This is a genomic window from Streptomyces sp. NPDC021562 (assembly GCF_040640875.1).
Classification (GTDB): domain Bacteria; phylum Actinomycetota; class Actinomycetes; order Streptomycetales; family Streptomycetaceae; genus Streptomyces.
In genome coordinates, this window is record NZ_JBFACN010000004.1 from 227,663 (window position 1) to 241,892 (window position 14,230).

The 14,230-nt window shown below is 72.5% G+C and carries 16 protein-coding genes; 4 read left to right on the top strand and 12 right to left on the bottom strand.

Features of this window, described 5'->3' with window-relative positions; genetic code table 11:
- Positions 1 to 14: 14 nt before the first annotated feature.
- Positions 15 to 1,139 (top strand): NlpC/P60 family protein, encoded by a 1,125-nt coding sequence (locus tag AB0G52_RS08030; protein ID WP_132888837.1) that lies wholly within the window; start codon positions 15 to 17, stop codon positions 1,137 to 1,139.
- Positions 1,140 to 1,141: 2 nt separating this feature from the next.
- Here the strand turns inward: AB0G52_RS08030 and AB0G52_RS08035 are convergent, their stop codons facing one another.
- The 6 genes from AB0G52_RS08035 to AB0G52_RS08060 form a co-directional block, all read right to left on the bottom strand.
- Complete coding sequence (locus AB0G52_RS08035) at positions 1,142 to 2,080, bottom strand: diiron oxygenase (protein ID WP_361334747.1); 939 nt, start codon at positions 2,078 to 2,080, stop codon at positions 1,142 to 1,144.
- Between the two features lie 135 nt (positions 2,081 to 2,215).
- Entirely contained in the window at positions 2,216 to 3,691 is a 1,476-nt protein-coding gene (locus AB0G52_RS08040) for a penicillin-binding transpeptidase domain-containing protein (protein ID WP_132888839.1), read from the bottom strand.
- Positions 3,688 to 5,049, bottom strand: a complete 1,362-nt coding sequence (locus AB0G52_RS08045; RefSeq protein WP_132888840.1) for an FtsW/RodA/SpoVE family cell cycle protein — start codon at positions 5,047 to 5,049, stop codon at positions 3,688 to 3,690. The genes AB0G52_RS08040 and AB0G52_RS08045 overlap by 4 nt, the downstream gene beginning before the upstream one ends.
- Positions 5,050 to 5,162: 113 nt before the next feature.
- A complete protein-coding gene (locus AB0G52_RS08050) occupies positions 5,163 to 6,392 on the bottom strand; it encodes an ATP-binding protein (RefSeq protein WP_361334751.1) in 1,230 nt (409 codons plus the stop codon).
- Entirely contained in the window at positions 6,392 to 7,141 is a 750-nt protein-coding gene (locus tag AB0G52_RS08055) for a hypothetical protein (protein WP_132888842.1), read from the bottom strand. The genes AB0G52_RS08050 and AB0G52_RS08055 overlap by 1 nt, the downstream gene beginning before the upstream one ends.
- A 123-nt stretch (positions 7,142 to 7,264) precedes the next feature.
- Positions 7,265 to 7,771 carry a dual specificity protein phosphatase family protein gene (locus tag AB0G52_RS08060; RefSeq protein ID WP_165939356.1) on the bottom strand — a complete coding sequence of 169 codons (507 nt, stop codon included), beginning with the start codon at positions 7,769 to 7,771 and terminating at the stop codon, positions 7,265 to 7,267.
- A gap of 100 nt (positions 7,772 to 7,871) precedes the next feature.
- Between AB0G52_RS08060 and AB0G52_RS08065 the strand changes: the two genes are divergently transcribed.
- Positions 7,872 to 8,675 (top strand): nuclease-related domain-containing protein, encoded by an 804-nt coding sequence (locus AB0G52_RS08065; protein WP_361334755.1) that lies wholly within the window; start codon positions 7,872 to 7,874, stop codon positions 8,673 to 8,675.
- A gap of 29 nt (positions 8,676 to 8,704) precedes the next feature.
- Here AB0G52_RS08065 and ligD read toward each other — a convergent pair whose 3' ends face one another.
- Positions 8,705 to 9,586 (bottom strand): non-homologous end-joining DNA ligase, encoded by an 882-nt coding sequence (ligD, locus tag AB0G52_RS08070; RefSeq protein ID WP_361334758.1) that lies wholly within the window; start codon positions 9,584 to 9,586, stop codon positions 8,705 to 8,707.
- A 51-nt stretch (positions 9,587 to 9,637) separates the two neighbouring features.
- Between ligD and AB0G52_RS08075 the strand changes: the two genes are divergently transcribed.
- A complete protein-coding gene (locus tag AB0G52_RS08075; RefSeq protein ID WP_361334761.1) occupies positions 9,638 to 10,648 on the top strand; it encodes a Ku protein in 1,011 nt (336 codons plus the stop codon).
- A 63-nt stretch (positions 10,649 to 10,711) separates the two neighbouring features.
- Here the strand turns inward: AB0G52_RS08075 and AB0G52_RS08080 are convergent, their stop codons facing one another.
- The 5 genes from AB0G52_RS08080 to AB0G52_RS08100 form a co-directional block, all read right to left on the bottom strand.
- Entirely contained in the window at positions 10,712 to 11,581 is an 870-nt protein-coding gene (locus AB0G52_RS08080; RefSeq protein ID WP_361334764.1) for a class II glutamine amidotransferase, read from the bottom strand.
- A 111-nt stretch (positions 11,582 to 11,692) separates the two neighbouring features.
- Positions 11,693 to 12,163, bottom strand: a complete 471-nt coding sequence (locus AB0G52_RS08085; protein WP_132888847.1) for a hypothetical protein — start codon at positions 12,161 to 12,163, stop codon at positions 11,693 to 11,695.
- 41 nt (positions 12,164 to 12,204) lie between these two features.
- Complete coding sequence (locus AB0G52_RS08090) at positions 12,205 to 12,465, bottom strand: Fic family protein (RefSeq protein ID WP_361335129.1); 261 nt, start codon at positions 12,463 to 12,465, stop codon at positions 12,205 to 12,207.
- A gap of 54 nt (positions 12,466 to 12,519) precedes the next feature.
- Complete coding sequence (locus tag AB0G52_RS08095) at positions 12,520 to 12,807, bottom strand: hypothetical protein (RefSeq protein WP_361334767.1); 288 nt, start codon at positions 12,805 to 12,807, stop codon at positions 12,520 to 12,522.
- 169 nt (positions 12,808 to 12,976) lie between these two features.
- On the bottom strand, positions 12,977 to 13,636 hold the full coding sequence (locus AB0G52_RS08100; RefSeq protein WP_132888850.1) for a PadR family transcriptional regulator: 660 nt from the start codon (positions 13,634 to 13,636) through the stop codon (positions 12,977 to 12,979).
- A gap of 103 nt (positions 13,637 to 13,739) precedes the next feature.
- Here AB0G52_RS08100 and AB0G52_RS08105 point away from each other — a divergent pair, with 103 nt between their 5' ends.
- Positions 13,740 to 14,228, top strand: coding sequence for a hypothetical protein (locus AB0G52_RS08105; RefSeq protein WP_361334770.1), 489 nt, complete (start codon positions 13,740 to 13,742; stop codon positions 14,226 to 14,228).
- The last annotated feature ends 2 nt before the right edge of the window (positions 14,229 to 14,230 follow it).

The following is a 14,230-nucleotide window of genomic DNA, read 5'->3' on the forward strand; positions in this document are numbered from 1 at the left end:
TCGGAGGTGATGACGTGTCAGGAGGGTTTCTGCGCCTGGTCTGTACGGCCGCGGTGGCGGCCCAGGCCGTCCTCGTGCCGGTACCCGCGCTCGCCGCGCCCGACCCGCAGCGTCCGGTGGCCGAGCTGCTGACGGACCTTCAGCGGCTGTACCGGGGGACCGAACAGGCCACCGAGGCCTACAACGCGGCCGAGGAACGGCTGCAGCGCCAGCGCGCCGAGGTGACCCGCCTGGACGACGAGCTGGCCAGGGCCAGGCGCTCGCTGCGCACCAGCAGGACCGACGCGGGCCGGCTGGCACGGGAGCAGTACCAGAACACCACGGGCATCTCCCCGTACCTCCGGCTGCTCCTCGCCCGCGACCCGCAGCACGCCCTCGACGAGGGCCACCTCATCGGCCGGCTGGCGCGGCAGCGCGCCGAGGCGGTGGGCCGCCTCGCGGACGACGAGCGCAGGCAGACCGACCTGGCCCGCAAGGCCCGCAGGGCCCTCGACACCCAGCTCACCCTCGCCGAGGGCCGGCAGAAGCAGCGCGACGAGGTACGGGCCCGGCTGTCCGACGTGGAACGCATGCTGGCGGCCCTGACCCCCGCCCAGCTCGCCGCCGTCGCCGACCTGGAGCGGACGGACACCGCCGCCGCCCAGCGCGACCTGACCGCCTCCGGCGCGCTGAGCGCCACCACGCCCCCGCCGTCCCTGCTGGGCGACCGCGCGGTGCGCTACGCGGTGCGGCAGCTGGGCAAGCCGTACCAGTGGGGTGCGGCGGGCCCGACGTCGTACGACTGCTCGGGCCTCACCTCACAGGCCTGGGGCCACGCGGGCACCCGCATCCCGCGCACCAGCCAGGAACAGTGGGCACACCTGCCGCACGTCCCCCTCAACCGCCTTCGCCCCGGCGACCTCGTCGTCTACTTCCCCGAGGCCAGCCACGTGGCCCTCTACCTGGGCGACGGCAAGGTGGTCCAGGCCCCCCGCCCCGGCGCGAAGATCAAGGTCTCCCCGATCGCCGCCAACCCCATCCTGGGCGCGGTACGCCCGGACCCGACGGCGAGACCGTTGGCCCGTTACAGCCCCCCGGTCATCCCGAGGGCGGCGACGGACGGACCCGACGAGGGCCGGGGTCACTCACCGGCGCTGTGAACTCAGGCGAGCAACCCCGAGCTCTTCCACAGCCGCCGCCCGGCCCCCCGCAGCACCCCGATGTCGTCCAGGAAGTCGGTCAACCGCTTCGCCCCCGTCTGCATGACCTCCCGCCGGTGCCCACTGGCCCGCACCTGCGCCACCGCCTCCCGCCGGTCCAGCCCCACGTTCGTGTACACCTCGGGATTGACGAACGCCACCGAGAACACCCGGGCGAACTCCCCCGAGGTCACCCGGGTGAACTCCTGCGACCACCGGGGAGCGGTCAGCATCTGCCGCCGCAGCTCCTCGCGGGCGTACCGCACGTGCCGGGCCTCCTCGACCACATGGATCCGCGTGACCCCCCGGACCAGCGTCTGCACCCGCTCGTCGGGGAAGGTCAGCCGCTGCATCCAGTCCAGCACCTCCTCGCCCAGCAGGGTCGCGGTGAACGACCCCGGCGTGGTCGAGATCGTCTTGAACAGGCGCCCCAGGTTCTGGTGGACCCGGCTCACCGGGTACCAGGGCGCGTCACCGCGCTCGATCAGCCGGGCGAACATCTTCGAGTGCCGGCACTCGTCCTCGATCTCGGTCAGCGCGTACCGCACGTGCGCGGACGTCGCCGCCTTGTCGTAGACGTGCCGGACCAGCAGCTGCATCAGGATCAGCTCGAACCAGATGCCGAGCGAGGCCAGCGCGGCGGCCTCGTGCTGCGAGAGCAGGATCCGCTGCTCCTCGCTCATCCGCTTCCACATCGGCGTGTCGTACAGCGACACCAGCTCCGGCGGCCAGAACCACTTGCCGTCCTCGGAGGGCGCGTCCCAGTCCAGCTCCTTGTCCGGGTCGAAGGAGTGCTTCGCGGAGGAGACGAGCAGCCGTTCGGCCACCTGCTCGCGGTCCTTGAGCAGGCCGAGCGCGTCCCGCAGTCCGTCGACCGCGTCGGCTTCCGTCAGGGTCGTCATGGCTCCCTCACCTCGTCACCCGGGGGTACATCCTCGTCCGGTCTTATGAGACCGCGTGTCAGCAAGGTGGTCAATCCCCTGCGCGCGACTTGTTGACAACGGATCTACCTCGACCCCGGCCGCCGGACCGGAGTCTCAGAGCCCCAGCGCCGCCCGCATCACCGCCCGGGCGATCGGCGCCGCGTCCCCGCCCCCGCTGATCTCCCCGCGGTCGGCCGCCGCGTCCTCGACCACCACCGCCACCGCGACCTTCGGCTCCACGTCCGTGTCCGCCTGCGCCCAGGACACGAACCAGGCGTACGGCACCCCGGAGTTGCCCAGACCGTGCTGCGCGGTGCCGGTCTTGCCGCCGACCGTGGCCCCGCGGATCGCCGCGTTGCCGCCGGTGCCCTCCCGGACCACGTCGACCATGAGCTCCTTCATGCGGACGGCCGTCGAGGGGCTCATCACCTGCCGCACCGGACCCGAACCGCCCGTGCCCACCGTCTCACCGGTCGGCCGCTCGGTCCGCTCCACCAGATACGGCGGCCGGGCCATCCCCCCGTTCGCCACCGCCGCCGCGACCATCGCCATCTGCAACGGGGTGGCCCGCGTGTTGTACTGCCCGATCGACGACAGCGCCAGCTGCGCCTTGTCCACGTGGGTGTCGAAGGTGCTGGTCGCGGTGGAGAACGGGATGCGCAACCGGGTGTCGTTGAAGCCGAACGCCTGCGCGACGGTCGTCATGTCGGCGACCCCCACGTCCACGCCCAGTTTCGCGAAGACCGTGTTGCACGACCACTCGAAGGCCTCCCGCAGCGAGGCGTCCCGGCAGCCGTCCCCCTCGTTGGTCAGCCGGGTCGTGGTGCCCGGCAGCCGGTAGGGGTCGGGGGAGTCGGTCGGCGCGTCCAGGTCGGTGACCACCCCGGCGTCCAGGGCGGCGGCCGCGGTGACCACCTTGAACGTCGAACCCGGCGGATAGGTCTGCCGTACCGCCCGGTTGAGCATCGGCTTCTCCGGGTCGTCGTTGAGCCGCGCCCACGCCGAGGCGACCCGGCTGTCGTTGCCGGACAGTTCCGAGGGGTCGTAGGACGGGGTGGAGACCAGGGCGAGGATCCTGCCGGTCGCGGGTTCGATCGCGGCCACCGCGCCCTTGCGGGTGCCCAGGCCCCGGAAGGCGGCCTCCTGGGCGTACCGGTTCAGGGTGGTCACCACGTTCCCGCCGGGGGTCGGCACCCGGCTGCCGTCGTGCCACAGCGGGAACGGCGACAACATCGGGTCGGTGCCCGCGAGCAGGCCGTCCTCGGCGTGCTCCAGGAACGTCGTGCCGTACAGCTGGGACGCGAAGCCGGTGACCGGGGCGTACAACGGGCCCTGCGGATAGGTGCGTTCGTAGCGCAGCTGCTCCCGGCTGTCCCGGGAGCCGGTGACCGCCTCGCCGCCGACCAGGATGTTCCCGCGGGGCAGACCGTAACGGGCGATCGATGCGCGGCGGTTGGCCGGATTGCCGTCGTAGGAGCGGCCCTGTACGACCTGCACGCGGGCGGCGTTGACGAGCAGGGCGAACAGCAGCAGGGCGCACAGCGCGCGGGCCCGGCGGACGTACGCGGCGGTCCCCTGCTGCCGGCTCACGGGGCCACCCGGCCGTCGTAGTGCCTGCGGGCCGAGTCGCTCACCCGGATCAGCAGGGCGACGATCGCCCAGTTGGTGACCACCGACGAGCCGCCCTGGGCGAGGAACGGCATCGCCATGCCGGTCAGCGGGATCAGCCCCGTCACCCCGCCCGCGATCACGAACACCTGGAGGGCGACGATCGAGGCGAGCCCGACCGCGAGGAGCCGGGCGAAGGGGTCGCGCAGGGCGAGCCCGGCCCGGTAGCCGCGTTCGACGAGCAGGCCGTAGAGGAGGAAGATCGCGGAGAGGCCGGCGAGGCCGAGTTCCTCGCCCGCCGTGGCCAGGATGAAGTCCGACTTGGCGGCGAAGCCGATGAGCACGGAGTGACCGAGGCCGAGCCCGGCCCCGAGCACCCCGCCCGCGGCGAACGCGAAGAGGGACTGGGCGAGTTGGTTCGGTCCCTGGCCCGCGTCGATCGAGGCGAAGGGGTGCAGCCAGTCCTCGATACGGCCGTGCACGTGCGGCTCGAGAGGGCCGACGGCGACCGCGCCGACCACGGCGAGCAGCAGGCCGACGGCGATCCAGCCGGTGCGTCCGGTGGCGACGTACAGCATGACGACGAAGAGGCCGAAGAAGAGCAGCGAGGTGCCCAGGTCGCGTTCGAGGATCAGCACCCCGACGCTCACCAGCCAGATGGTGACGATCGGACCGAGCACCCGGCCCGTCGGGAACTGCATGAACCACAGCCGACGGCCCGCGTAGGCCAGCGCGCCCCGGTTGGCGGCGAGGTACGCGGCGAAGAACACCGCGAGCAGCACCTTCGCGAACTCGCTGGGCTGGAGCGAGAATCCGGCGATCCGGACCCAGATCCGGGCCCCGTTGACGGCCGGGAAGAAGATCGGGAGCAGCAGCAGGACGAGGGCGGCGGCCACGCAGACGTAGGCGTAGCGCTGGAGGACGCGGTGGTCGCGCAGCATCAGCACGACCATGATGAAGAAGCCGACGCCCAGCGTGGACCAGACGAGCTGGGCGGGGGCCGCGCGGTCGCCCGGGGTCTCCAGGTCCAGCCGGTAGATCAGGACCAGGCCGAGGCCGTTGAGCAGCACGCCGATCGGCAGCGGCAGCGGATCGGCGTACGGGGCGCGCATGCGTACGGCGAGATGGGCGACGAGCGCGAGGATCCCGAGGCCGGCTCCGTAACCGGCGGCGCCGGGCGGGACGGTGCCGGTCCTGGCCAGGCCGACCGCGCAGTAGCCGTACACGCAGAGCAGCACGGCCAGCACGATCAGGGCGAGTTCGACGCCCCGGCGCCGGGGGAGGCGTTCGGCGGGGGCGGCGGGCGCGCTCGCCGGGAGGGTGGTTCCGGCCTTGGTCATGTCCGGAACTTACCCAAATAGCGTGAGATGCGTGCTGTGGCAAGGGTGCCAGCGTGGCGTGGGATCCGAGCGGCCCCCGCCCACCCGCAGTCGCGCCTCCCGCCTTCAGGCCCCTACGGGAGCGTCAGAGTCGCCACCGCGCCCCCGTCCACCGCGTTGGCGAACGACAGCCGCGCGCCCAGCACCTCCGCCTGCCCCACCGCGATCGTCAGCCCCAGCCCGTGCCCCTTGGAGCCGCCCTCGGTCCGGAACCGCTGGGGGCCGTGCGCCACCAGGTACTCGGGGAACCCGGCCCCGTGATCCCGCACGGTGACCTCCTTGCCCTCCACCGTCAGCACCACCGGCGCCCGCCCGTGCCGGTGCGCGTTGGCGACCAGGTTGCCCAGCACCCGTTCCAGTCGCCGCCGGTCGGTCTCCACCCACACGTCCCGGACCACCTTCACCTCGGTCTCCGTCCCGGACGCCTGCACCACCCGCTCGGCCAGCGCGCCCAGCGCCTCCGCGTCGGTCTCCAGCCGCTCCCGGCCCGCGTCGAGGCGGGAGATCTCCAGCAGGTCCTCGGTGAGCGTGCGCAGCGCCGCCACCCGGTCCCGCACCAGCTCCGTCGGCCGCCCCGGAGGCAGCAGTTCGGCCGCCGCGTGCAGTCCCGTCAACGGGGTCCGGAGCTCGTGCGCCACGTCGGCCGTGAACCGCTGTTCGCTCAGCAGCTTGCTCTGCAACGACGCGGCCATGCCGTCCAGCGCGGCGGCGACCGCGGCCACCTCGTCCTGCGGCCGGGTCGGGTCCTTCGTCCGGGGGTCGTCCACCCGCGCGTCCAGATCCCCGGCGCTGATCCGCCGGGCCACCTGCGCGGTGCCGTGCAGCCGCCGGGTCACCCGGGTCACCGCGAACGCGCCCACCAGCAGCGTGGCCCCGATGGCCAGGGCCGACGACCAGAGGATGGAACCGTCGAGCGCGGCGATGGTGCGGGCCTGCTGGGAGTAGTCGACGGCCACCGCCAGCACCCGGTGCCGGTCGGCCGGGCCCGCCGCCCACATGAGGGGGCGGCCGTCCTCCTTGGAGACCATCGTGCCGCGCCGGCCGGCCAGCGCGAGCGCCCGCAGCGGCGACGGCAGCCCCCGCGGATCCACCCTGGCCTCCGGCATCAGCGTGTCCCCGGCCTCGAAGTCGCCGGTCGCCTCCGCCAGCCGGGACAGCGCCTGTTCGCGGGCCTGCGCCACGGTCTGGTCGGTCACCGACACGTGCACCAGCACACCGAGGAGCGCGGCCAGCGCACAGCACATCACCGTGATGAACGCGGCCGACTTCGCCGCGAGCGTCCCGGCCCAGCGGGGAAGCCTCATCAGGCACCCGCCGAGGCCGACGCCGTGGGGGCGGAGGGCGGGGTGAGGGCCGGTGCCGGTGTGCGGTGGTGGCGCCCCTTGCCCGTGCGCATGAACTCGTCCCGGGAGAACACCATCGCCCTGCGGTCCGGGTCCCACGCCCAGGTCGTGCGGTACTCGTACCCGGTGATCCCGGCCGGCGACCGCACGATCACCGCCCGCCCGGCCAGCTCGACGCCGATGATCGCGTCGTTGTCGTCGAGCACCTGCACCAGCCGGTGCTTCTCGACGGTGTAGACGCGCAGCGCGGTCTGGTTCGTCGGATACAGCCGGAAGCCGAGCGTCAGCTCGTCCCGCCCGTCCCCGGTCAGGTCCCGGTAGTAGGGCTTCAGGAGCGGACACCGGTCGCCGCCGCCGGCCGCCCCGCACGCCTTCATCCGGTTCACGGTCTCGTGGTACACCCCCTTGGACCCGTAGTCCGCCGGGTCGGAGGCGATCTCCGCGCGGACGACGGCCACCGGATCCACCGCGCGGATGTCGTCCCCGGGAACCGTGATCCCCTTCACGGTGTGCCTGCTGCCCTCGTCGTACGGCCAGGCCGGACTGGACGCCGGCCGCAGGTCCGGCCAGAGCTTCGCGGGGCTGACCGCGGTCGGCGTCGCCCCCGCCGCGCGCAGCCCGCCGGAGTCGCCGCAGCCCGCCACCGTCATCGCCAGCAGGGCGACGGCGGCCGCGACGACGGCGCTGCGAAGGGGGCGACGGCTCGGCACGCTGCTCCTGGCTCGGGTACGACGGGTGTCCGGGCCGGCGGATCGGATGACGGCCCCGTACACCTTAGACGTAGATTCGTATGGAAGTCCGTTTTGCTCCGGAGGGCCGGTGCAGAGGAGAGGCTACTCGGCGAGTTCCTCAAGCAGACGGGCGGTCGACAGACCGGCCCGGAGATAGGCGACGAACAGCTCGTTGTGCAGCGCCCAGGGCGAGCGCCGGGCCCGCACCAGCCGGATCGCCTCCTCGGCCGTGCACCCCCGGTACAGCAGGGCCCCGGCGACCACCAGACCCGACCGGTTGTACCCGCTGTAGCAGCGCACCAGCACCGACCGCCCCGCGTCCAGGGCCTCGCCCGCCGCCCGGGCCAGCCGGATCACCCCCGCCAGCTGTGTTCCGTCCAGCGGTCCGTCGGGTATCGGCCAGACATGGTGTTCCACGCCCGCGTCGGGCCCGTGCCCGGGCACCCGCAGCAGACTCTGCACCAGATCGAACTCGTCCCGCACCACGGCGGGCTCCAGCCGCCCCGACCGCCCGCGGAACTCAAGACCGCCCATCCACAGCCCGGGCAGCACCTCGCTCCACGGACTGTCCGGAGCCGGGACCTCGTACCGTTCCCCACGGATCCGCACCGGCGCCTCCCCGCTGCGTGCGCCAACCCCAGTCAAAGGTAGCGGGGTTCTTGCCCCTGGAGCACCCCGCCTGTTCCCATGGTCGAGGGGTGATGTCGCAATGAGCGGACTGCGCGTCGTGCCGGCCTGGCGCCACGGCCAGGAGCGGCTGTACGTCTGCCTCACGGACGGACGGAACATCGCCTGGTACGACCGTGAGGCGGGCCGGGTCAACCTCCTCGGCGAGGAGCACCTGGACGACGTACTGGAAGCCCTGCGGCCCTACCTGACCGGCCCGGTCACGGTCGGCCCGCCACCCGTGCCGACGCCCGCCGAACTGGCCCGGCTGACCCTGCACCCGGACGACGACCTGGCACCCAACCGCCCCGGCGAGGCGCTGCTGGTCGCGATCGACCGGGATCCCGGCCCGTCGCGCCGCCTGCGCCCCGACCCGCGCCGCCGCGCCCTGGCCGCGGAACAGGCCGTGGGCGACGCCCTGGACCGCCTGGACGGCGCCGGCTGGCACGCCCTGCACTCCGTGCCGCTGCCCGGCGGCGACCGCATCCACCACCTGCTGATCGGCCCCGGCGGCATCTTCTGCGTGCACGCGCTCTCCGCCCGCAGGCGGAAGGTGCTGGTGGCCGACCCGATGGTCACCCTCGGCCGCCGCGATCCGCAGCCGCTGCTCCGCCGGCTGCGTGCCGACGCGGACCGGGCCTCGTACGCGCTCACGGCCGAGGTCCGACCGATCCTCGCCCTCACCGAACCGGCGGAGGTGACGGTGCTCGCGCCGCCCCGCGAGGCCCGCGTCCTGCGCGACCGCGACCTGCCGGACCTGGCCCGCCTGGGCGGCGTCCTCAAACCGGCGGACGTGGAGGCACTGCACGCGATGGCACGGGACCGGAACACGTGGGGGCGGGTGTAGGACGCTCCGCGGGCTGACCGGTGTCGGGGTCATGGCAGGGGGGCCGAGCGTGTCGCGTCCAGGAGGGGGGCCAGCAGGTCGCCGTGGTCCTGGACGCGGGGGGCGATGTCCTCGGGCCGGAACACCAGCTGCCCCGCGGCCCGGCAGGCCGCGACCTCCTCCCAGGTCACCGGCGCCGACACCATCGGCTCCCGCCGCGCCCGCACCGTGTAGGGCGTGGCCGTCGTCTTGCGCCCCGCGTTCTGGCTCCAGTCCACGAACACCTTCCCCGGCCGCAGACTCCGCGTCATCCGGTGCACCACCAGCCGCGGCATCGCCCGCTCCGCCTCCACCGCCAGCCCCTTCGCGTACTCGCTGACCCGCTCGCTGCTCGCCCCCCGCACCCCCGCCAGCAGGTGCAGCCCCTTCGACCCGGCCGTCTTCGCGTACGCCTCGATCCCGTCCGCCGCCAGCCGCTCCCGGAGCCACAGCGCGACCTCGCAGCAGTGCACGACCGTGGCGGGCGGCCCGGGATCCAGGTCGAAGACGATCCGGTCGGCCTCGTCCGGGCGCCGGGCGACCCACTGGTGCGTGTGGAACTCGGTGACCAGGTTCGCCGCCCACATCAGGCTCGCGAGGTCCTGCACCAGCACCATCCGCGCCACCCCCTCCGACCGGTGCACCTCGGTCGTCGTCACCCACTCGGGCGTACCGGGCGGCACGTTCTTGGCGAAGAACACCTGGCCGTCGGGGCCGTCCGGGTACCGGAGGAACGACACCGGCCGGTCCCGCAGATGCGGCAGCAGCACCCCGGCCGTCGTCGCGTAGTAGTGCAGCAGCTCCCCCTTGGTGAACCCGGTCGCCGGATACAGCACCTTCTCCAGATTGCTGAGCGCGACCCTTCGCCCCTCCACCTCTGTGATCGGCGTCATACGATGACAATCTCACACAAACCGTACGACCCGGACGGAGGGAAGCCGCACGTGCGATCCATCTGGAACGGCGCGATCTCCTTCGGTCTCGTCAGCATCCCGATCAAGCTGGTGAACGCCACCGAGAGCCACTCGATCTCGTTCCGTCAGGTCCACACCGAGGACAACGGCCGCATCCGCTACCGCAAGTTCTGCGAGCTGGAGGACCGCGAGGTCACCCAGTCGGAGATCGGCAAGGGGTACGAGGACGCCGACGGCACGATCGTCCCGATCACCGACGACGACCTGTCCCACCTGCCCATCCCCACCGCCCGCACCATCGAGATCGTCGCCTTCGTGCCGGCCGACCGCATCGACCCGCTCCAGATGGACGCGGCGTACTACCTGGCCGCGAGCGGCGCCCCCGCGGCGAAGCCGTACACCCTCCTGCGGGAGGCCCTGAAACGCAGCCACAAGGTGGCCATCGCGAAGTACGCGCTGCGCGGCCGGGAACGCCTCGGCATGCTCCGGGTGGTCGGCGACGCCATCGCCATGCACGGCCTGCTCTGGCCGGACGAGGTCCGCGCCCCCGAGGGCGTCGCCCCCGACGTCGACGTCACCGTCCGCGACAAGGAACTCGACCTTGCCGACGCCCTGATGGACACCCTCGGCGAGGTCGACCTGCAGGACCTGCACGACGAGTACCGGGAGGCCCTGGAGGAGGTCATCGCGGCGAAGGCGGCCGGCGAGACCCCGCCGGAGTCCCCCGAACCGGCCCAGGGCGGCAAGGTCCTGGACCTGATGGCGGCCCTGGAGAAGAGCGTCCGGGCGGCCAAGGAGTCCAGGGGCGAGGCGAGGGGCGAGGAGGCGGAGGTGACGCCGCTGACCGGCGAGAAGAAGTCCGCGTCGAGGGCGAAGAGGACGACGGCGGCCAGGAAGACACCCGCGAAGAAGACCGCGAGCAAGTCGGCGGCGGCGAAGAAGGCGGCGGCGAAGAAGACGACGGCGAAGGAGACCGCGAGCAAGTCGGCGGCGGCGAAGAAGACGACGGCGAAGAAGACCGCCCGCAAACGCTCGGCGTGAGGGCACCGGCGTGCCCTGGCCGCGCGCACCCCGGCACGCGGCTCCCGGTGAGCGGCAGGCCGCTCAGGCGGCTTTCTGGGAGGCGGCCGCGGCGGGGTGCAGGTCGTCGAGGGTGAGCCGGTGGGTCGGGGGATCCGGCAGCAGGGTCTCCTGGACGACGCGCAGTTCGGGGTCCACACGGAGCAGTTGGCCGGGACCGAGCGGGCGCCAGTCGGCGTTCTCGTCCAGCCGTTCGCTGGCGACGACGACGGCGGGGTGGTCGGTGAGGTGCGCCGAATGGACCCGCATGCGGCCGTGGCTGCCGCTCTGGTCGAGGTGCCGGCTGCCGTGCTGCCCGCCCGGCCTGCGCTCCAGGACGTAGAGGTCGTGGGTGTCCGGGTAGCGCAGCGCCCACAGCTCCTGCGGGGTGACGAGGATCAGGTTCAGGGCGTAGACCGGCAGGTTCGCGGCGATCCAGCGGGTGGCCTGCCGGATGCCCTCGGTGACGTCACCGCCGTGGCGCCGGGTCTCCCTGGTGATCAGGGCGAAGTACCGCTCGGAGTCGGTGTCGCCCCGGACCAGCGAGCGGTCGTCGCCCAGGTGGGCGTCGAGTGCGTCGAGGCCCTCGATGACCCCGTTGTGCGCGAAGAGCCGGCCGTCCTGCTCGAAGGGGTGGGTGTTGCGCACGTCGAGGCTGCCGGTGGAGGCGAAGCGGATGTGGGCGAGGAAGGTCGCCGACTCCCGCTGCCGGGCCTCCTGCGCGAAGGCGCGGTCCCGGTAGGCGGCGATGGGCGCCTTGTCGACGTGCGGCGCGCCGTCCGGACCGAACCAGCCGAGCCCGGTGCCGTCGGGGTCGCGGTGGCTCTGCCGACTGAGGCTGTCGGGCGCGTCGAGCAGCCAGAAGGTGGCGTGCGCGCGGAGCGGGGCACTGCTGAGGCCGAAGAGACGGCACACGGGAGCCTCCTGGGGGCAGGCGGTTCATGACCCTGCAAAGACCGTAACGCCACGGGGGAGGACGGCGCCAAGGCACCGTGTCCGTACGTCGGCCCCGTGCCGGCGTCGGTGTCACTGCACGTCCGACGAGGCGAACTGCACGAACCGCTCCAGCACCTCGCGCGCCTGCGTGGCGAGGGCGGCCAGTTCCGTCTTGTCGGCGGCCTTGTGCAGGGTGGAGGTCAGGGCGTAGGCCTCCTGCGCGGTGTCGATCAACGGCCGCGCGCTCGCGATGAGCTGGACCCTGAACAAGGCGTGCAGGGCGACCCCGCGAAGGCGGTGGGCCTCGGACCGGGCTTCGGGGTACGTGGTGGCACCGCCCGGATCCGCCTCCCTGCGGTGCCAGCGGTCCTGCTGCGCGCGCCGGAACTCCGTCAGCGCTCCGGCGAAGTCGCTGTAGACGGCCATCCGGTCCGCCCGAAGCTGCTGCTGACTCACGAACAGCCGCTCCTGCGCGGACGCGTTGCGCTGGAACGCGTACGTGACAGCGGAGCCCAGCAACGTGCCCACAATGGCGATCAACGCCGAGACGACACCATCCACGCGGGTATCAGATCACAAGATCATCACTCCGGACGGAGGCGTCACCCCGTGGTGGTGACGAGTTCGTCGAGTACCTGCTCCAGCAGGCTGTTGTCACCGAGGAAACTCTTCACCGAGGCGTCCTCCTTGCGCTGAGGGGCCAACGCCGCCCAGTTCAGCTCGTATCCCGCGTCGGCGCTCAGCTGGGCCAGGAACGCCCGCTGGGCACGGCCGTTGCCCTCGCGGAACGGGTGGAGGACGTTCATGTCGCCGTACAGCTCGGTCAGTCGGATGACGAATTCCTGCCGGGGGAGACCCCGCAGACGACCGGCGGCAGGGGGCGTTCGGTGAGCAGGACGAGGCGAGCCCTGGTGATGTCAGCCTCCGCTGCCGCCAACACACCCTGCCCGCCGCTCCGAAGTTTGCTGGTGGCGGGCGATCGCGCGGGCGACAAGGGTGTCCGCGTCGAGGTCGCCCTTCACATACGCCTCGGTGTCGCGGTCGGACGCCTCCGAGGCGTGGAGCCCCTCGGCCTCGATGGAGCCGGTGGCCGAGGCGGCGGCCGCACGTCGTGCCGCTCGGCCGCTCAGCGCCTCGAAGGCCTCGACGGACAGGAGGACGCCCTGCGGGCTTGCGGTGGGCGCCGATGAGGACCGGATCGGCATCCGCGCCGGACTCCGGCAGGTCGGCCAAAATCCGCGACAGCCTCGCGCGCGCGTCACTCACGGCGGATTCCGACGGGACGCTCTCCGGCCGGCGTTCCGTTGAACTCCACGTGCTACTGGCGCGGCCGTGCAGTGCGGACGTGCTGATCCTCTGTGCGGCGCGGCGCGCTCACTCCAGGCCTTGGTCCGACTTCGAGGGCGTTTGGCCGCCCAGGGCCTGCTGTCCCGTGCTCTGAGCGAAACCGATCAGCTCCTCGGGCGTCCAGCCGAGCCGGCCGCTGCGAAGGTCCTCTGTGACCTCTCGGATCCAGTCCAGCTCCGCGGCGGTCATCGCGCGCAGATACTCCTCCTCGAGCCTGGTCACCCGCGGCAGGCTCTGGACCTTCGCCTGCTCCGTCAGGGACTTGTCGTGCGCGTCAAGGGTCTGCACGAGGGCCGCGGCGCGCTGTTCCAGTACATCGAGGGCCTCCTCCGGGGCGAGCATGAGGACGAAGGACAGCGCGGCGGGGAACTGGGGGAACTCCTGCTTCGGCGCGGCCAGCATCTCGTACAGCCAGACGCGCATGGTCGAGCGCCCCGCGTCGGTCAGCTCATACACCGTCCGCTCGGGGTACTGCTGGTCGCGGCCGGTCTCCCGGACCATGACCAGGCCTGTTGCGAGCAGCCGGTCGATCGTTCGGTAGAGGCTCGCGCGCTGGCCGACATTGACGACCTCGTCCTTCCCCCACTGCTTGATCAATCTCTGGATGCCGTACGGGTGCAGCGGCTGGAAGTGCAACAGGGCCAGCACGGTCAGGGCCAGCGGGGAACTACGGGGCGGGGTGCTCATGCGCGCATACTACCCACGCTGAAACTAGTTGACTTGATACTAGTTGCAGTGCAACTATCGGACAGAAGTGAGCGGGACCCACGACCGGACGGAGACCACGAACATGACCACCACCAGCACTGAGACGCCCGCCGCCACCGAGCGCGTCCACGCCGACCACGCCACGACCAAGCGGCTGGGCAACTGGACCCGTGCAGCACACATCCAGGTGCGTGCTCGTCGGGGCCTGGCCGTGCTCGACCTGCGCTCCCCGGACCTGCCTGACGACATCGAGCTGCGCCTGGAACTCCAACGCGCCACGGTCAAACTGCTGGTGCCGGAAGACGCCGTGGTCGAGCACTGGGACCTGCGTTGGACCGCCCGCGGCAAGGTCAAGGACGCGCAGGGCCGGACCGTCGGGGAACCGGCCACCGGGGCCCGCCGAATCCGTCTGACCGGTGCCGCAGCCGACAGCGAGGTCCGCGTGCACCGCGGCGGCATCGCGGTCCTGAGTGCCATGTGCTCCCGGGCCTACCTCCAGGACCTGCGCCTCGCCCACAGGACGGGCGGCCACCCGACCGTGGACGACCCGGCTCGCTCGCACGGCCACTGAAC